Source organism: Paenibacillus sp. P22 (genome assembly GCF_000469945.2).
GTDB lineage: Bacteria > Bacillota > Bacilli > Paenibacillales > Paenibacillaceae > Paenibacillus_O > Paenibacillus_O humicus.
Genome location: NZ_CBRA020000290.1, coordinates 1 through 4,586, shown reverse-complemented (window position 1 = coordinate 4,586; position 4,586 = coordinate 1). Strand labels below are relative to the sequence as shown.

Genomic DNA, 4,586 nt, shown 5'->3' with positions numbered 1-4,586 from the left:
CCTGCATCCGCTCCAGGCCCGCGCAGCGCAGCCCGCGAGATGCCGGGCGAGACGCGCAAGACGCGGATTCCTCCCGTTGCGGATGCCAAGCGCAGATCAGCAAGTCCCAGCGAAGCTCCTCTCTCCAAGGAGCGGGCCGCACGGCCGGCTTCAGGCGCCTCGCGGCCTGCGAAGACGGGGCCGGCTTCCATTCCGCCTGTATCAGCCGAGGAATCGGCCCCCAAATCTCTGGCTTCCAGAGAAAAGTGGACGCAGATTGTCGCCATCGGCACATCGACCGGCGGCCCGCGAGCGCTCAGCGAAGTGATCGGCTCGCTGCCGGCAAGCTTGCCGGCTCCGGTGCTGGTCGTCCAGCATATGCCTCCCCGCTTCACGGCATCGCTGGCCAAACGGCTTGAAGCAGGCAGCATGATCGAGGTGACGGAAGCGGAGCAGGGCGAGCGCGTCCTTGCCGGCCGTGTCTACATCGCCCCCGGCGGAAGCCATATGGAGCTCGAGAAGGACGGATCCGGCTACCGGATCCGGCTGACCCAATCGCCGGCAGTCAGCGGGCACCGTCCTTCGGTGGACGTGCTGTTCCGCTCCATCGTTCCCTATGCGGAGCTGGAGCGCCATTGCGTTCTTCTTACCGGAATGGGCAGCGACGGAGCCAAAGGCATGCTGGAGCTCCGGGAGAGCGGTGCGGCCAGCACGATCACAGAGTCGGAGGAAACCTGCGTGGTGTACGGAATGCCTCGCAGCGCGGTTGAGCTCGGAGGCTCGCAGACGGTGCTGCCGCTTTTCCAAATTGCAGGAGAGCTTGCCCGGCGCTGCCGGTAGGGCAGGACAGCAAACTTAGTTCAGGAGGTGGACCTGTAATGGATATGAACGCTTATCTGTCTATGTTTATCGATGAATCCAATGATCATCTTCAAGCACTCAATGAAAATCTCCTGAAGCTCGAAAGCGATCCGGCCGACATCGGCATTGTCCAGATCATCTTCCGCTCGGCCCATACGCTGAAAGGAATGTCGGCGACGATGGGATTCGAGGATCTCGCTTCCCTCACCCACGAGATGGAGAATGTCCTCGATCTTGTCCGCAACGGCAAGCTGACGATGGACGCTTTCATCTTCGATGTGCTCTTCAAAGGGTTGGACGCTCTGGAGACGATGGTTGCCGACATTACGGCCGGAGGGGCCGGCAAAGCCGATGTCGCGGAGCTGCTGTCCTCCCTGAAATCCATCGTCGACGGCAGTTATCTGGCCAAGGACGCGGCGGCGGGAACTCAAGCCGCTGCCAAGAATGAGAACGGAGCCTCCGCCGATCTGGACGAATTCCAGCTGTCGGTGCTCAAGCAGTCGGTCGAAAGCGGGCTTAAAGCCGTGCGGCTCGATATCGAGCTGGAGGATTCCTGCGTGCTCAAGGCAGCGCGATCCTATATGGTCTTCAATTTCCTGGAACAGCACGGCGAAGTCATCAAATCGATTCCTTCGGTGACGGATCTCGAGCAGGAAAAGTTCGACAAGTCCTTCACCGTCATTCTCGTAACAGCCTCCGACGAGCAGGCCATTGCGGAAGGAGCCGGCAACATTTCCGAAATTGCCGCAGCCGCTGCCAGCCTTCTGGACGAAGCCGCTCTGGAAGCGCTGGCCCATCCTGAAATTCCTGAAGCCGTAAAAGCGGCGGAAGCAAGGACGGCGGACGTTCAAGCCGCGTCTTCCGCAGCCGCGGAAGCCAAGCGGCAGACGGCGGCTGCATCGGCTCCGGCTGCTCCGGCCGCATCGCGGACGATTCGGGTGGACATCGACCGGCTGGATTCGCTGATGAACCTGTTCAGCGAGCTGCTGATCGACCGGGTCCGGCTGGAGCAGCTCGCTTCCGAGATCGGGCGCACGGAGCTGAGCGAAACGGTCGAGCATCTATCCCGCATCAGCGGCGATCTGCAGAACATCGTGCTCAAGCTCCGCATGGTTCCGATTGATTCCGTCTTCAACCGGTTCCCCCGCATGGTGCGGGATCTGGCCAAAAACCTGAATAAAAAGGTTGATCTCGTCATCGTCGGCGCCGACACCGAGCTGGACCGGACGGTCATCGACGAGATCGGCGATCCTCTCGTCCATCTGCTCCGAAACTCCCTCGACCATGGCCTGGAAACGACGGATGGCCGCCTGGAAGCAGGCAAGCCGGAGACCGGCACGATATTCCTGCGGGCTTATCATAGCGGCAACCACGTCTTTATCGAGGTGGAGGAAGACGGAAGGGGCATCAATTCCGAGAAGGTCAAGGCCAAGGCTGTCGAGAACGGGGTGCTCAGCGCGCAGGAAGCGGCGCGGATGACACAGGACGAAATCAACAACCTGATCTTCGCGCCCGGCTTCAGCACGGCGGATACGATCTCGGACATTTCGGGACGCGGGGTCGGACTCGACGTCGTCCGCTCGAAAATCCTTTCCTTGGGCGGCAACGTATCGGTCGAATCCAAGGCCGGCATCGGCTCCAAATTCAGCATCCAGCTCCCGCTCACGTTGTCGATCATCACCGCGATGCTGATCAAGCTCGGCTCGGAGAAATACGCCATTCCGCTTTCTTCCATCGTGGAGACCGGCATTCTCAGCCGGGACAGCATCCTGAACGTGCATGGCAGCCGGATGATTACATACCGCAATGCGGTCATTCCGCTCGTATCTCTCGGCAGTGTGCTTGAAACAGCCGACTTCAACGAAGAAGAAGAGCTGGAGAGCGAGTATCTTGTCATCCGCAAAGGCGACAAATGGGCGGCAGTCATCGTGGACGACTTCATCGGCCAGAGCGAGATCGTGCTGAAGTCGATGGGCGGTTATCTCGGCCAGATTCCGGCCGTATCCGGAGCGACCATTCTCGGCGATGGCCAGGTCGCCCTCATCATCGATCCGAACGCCCTGTTCAAATAATCTATCGGAGGAGGCAAACGGATATGGGAGAAGAACTGAAAGTAATCGTGTTTGCGCTGGGAGAAGAAGAATACGGCATCGAGGTCGATAAAGTGAAGACGGTGGAAAGGCTCATGCCGGTCACTCGCGTGCCCAAGACGCCTGCCTTCGTGAAGGGAGTCGTCAACCTGCGCGGCGTCGTCGTTCCGGTCATCGATCTTCGGGGCCGCTTCGGGCTGGAGGAGACGGAATCGACGGACCAGACCCGCATCATCATCGTGCGCTCCGGAGAGCTGGAGGTCGGATTCGTCGTCGATCGCGCCAACGACGTGACGGACATCAACACCGACAACATCGACCTTCCGCCTGAAGTCGTCGGCGGCATCCAGGCCAAGTATTTGCGCGGAATCGCCAAGACGCCTCAGGGCAGGCTTCTCGTCATGCTCAACCTGTCGGAAGTGCTGAACAAGAACGAAATCGTGCAGCTGGAGCAAATGGAGGCTTGACCGATTTGAGCACACTCGACAAGCTGGCCGACTTCGAACTGGATGTCCTGAAGGAAGTCGGCAACATCGGCTCCGGCAACGCGGCAACGGCTCTGTCCACTTTGCTGAACAAGCCGGTCGACATGGCCGTGCCGAAGGTGAGCCTGGTGCCGTTCGAGGAGGTGGCGGAACGGGCCGGAGGCGCCGAGGAGCTGGTCATGGCGGTGTTTCTCCGCGTGGAAGGCGAGGCTCCCGGCAATCTGTTCTTTCTGATGAATCCGGTCGCGGCCAAGAAGATGCTCCGCAGGCTTGCGGCGATGGAGGTCGAAGAGGATCTCGAATACTCGGATATGGAATTGTCCGCCATCGGAGAGATCGGCAATATTCTCGCAGGCTCCTATTTATCTTCGCTGGCCGATCTCACCAAGCTGAGCCTGGCGCCCAGCGTACCTGCCGTCGCGATGGACATGGCGGGAGCCGTTCTCGTGTACGGGCTTATGCAATACGGAGAAATGGGCGACACAGCGCTGCTGATCGAGACCAAATTTCTTGACGGAGGGGAAGTTCTGGATGGCCAGTTCTTCCTGATTCCGGACCCGGAATCGTTCTCCACTATCTTCCGCTCGCTAGGAGTGCCGCTCGAATGATCCAGCAGCAAGTCGTGAAAGTCGGAATGGCCGATCTCAATATCGCTCTCGACGGCAGCGCCATCCGTACGACGGGACTCGGCTCCTGCGTCGGGCTGACGTTGTACGATGCAGAGAAGAGGATCGGCGGAATGGCCCATGTCATGCTCCCGAATTCCTCGATCGCCAGGGAAGCGGATTTCAACCGGGCCAAATACGCCGACACCGCTCTTCCCTTGTTGATTGAAGAAATGCAGAAGGCGGGTGCCCGCCTTGGCCGTCTGTCGGCCAAGATGGCCGGCGGCGCCCAAATGTTCGCGGCCTTGTCGGCCAATGATTCGCTGCGGATCGGCCCCCGCAATGTGGAAAGCTGCACGGCCGTCCTTGCCAGCTACGGCATTCCCATCCTCGCCGAGGATACGGGCGGCAGCTACGGCAGAACGATCGAGCTGGATTCGGGCACGGGCATCCTGCATGTCCGCTCCGTCCAGCAGGGCACAAAGGAGTTGTAGGCGTGATAGGTACATGGCGCATCAATGCATGGTCGGCGGCGCTCGGAGCGGTCCTGACGGCGGCGATCAACC

The 4,586-nt window shown here is 60.3% G+C and carries 5 protein-coding genes; all 5 read left to right on the top strand.

The genetic code is table 11. From position 1 onward, the window contains the following. A partial coding sequence (locus BN871_RS25940; protein WP_332310254.1) for a CheB methylesterase domain-containing protein occupies positions 1-819 on the top strand: 819 nt, incomplete at its 5' end. Positions 820-857: 38 nt separating this feature from the next. Next, on the top strand, positions 858-2,912 hold the full coding sequence (locus tag BN871_RS25935) for a chemotaxis protein CheA (RefSeq protein ID WP_048750065.1): 2,055 nt from the start codon (positions 858-860) through the stop codon (positions 2,910-2,912). Positions 2,913-2,935: 23 nt separating this feature from the next. Continuing rightward, positions 2,936-3,397, top strand: coding sequence for a chemotaxis protein CheW (locus BN871_RS25930; protein ID WP_048750064.1), 462 nt, complete (start codon positions 2,936-2,938; stop codon positions 3,395-3,397). Between the two features lie 5 nt (positions 3,398-3,402). Beyond that, positions 3,403-4,023 carry a chemotaxis protein CheC gene (locus BN871_RS25925; protein WP_048750058.1) on the top strand — a complete coding sequence of 207 codons (621 nt, stop codon included), beginning with the start codon at positions 3,403-3,405 and terminating at the stop codon, positions 4,021-4,023. Further along, entirely contained in the window at positions 4,020-4,514 is a 495-nt protein-coding gene (locus BN871_RS25920) for a chemotaxis protein CheD (RefSeq protein WP_048750056.1), read from the top strand. Before BN871_RS25925 ends, BN871_RS25920 begins: the two co-directional genes overlap by 4 nt. Positions 4,515-4,586 lie beyond the last annotated feature (72 nt).

Bases quoted from the DNA above. Each gene is read 5' to 3' on its own strand.
- BN871_RS25935 (WP_048750065.1), top strand. From the start codon at position 858: ATGGATATGAACGCTTATCTGTCTATGTTTATCGATGAATCCAATGAT.
- BN871_RS25930 (WP_048750064.1), top strand. From the start codon at position 2,936: ATGGGAGAAGAACTGAAAGTAATCGTGTTTGCGCTGGGAGAAGAAGAA.
- BN871_RS25920 (WP_048750056.1), top strand. From the start codon at position 4,020: ATGATCCAGCAGCAAGTCGTGAAAGTCGGAATGGCCGATCTCAATATC.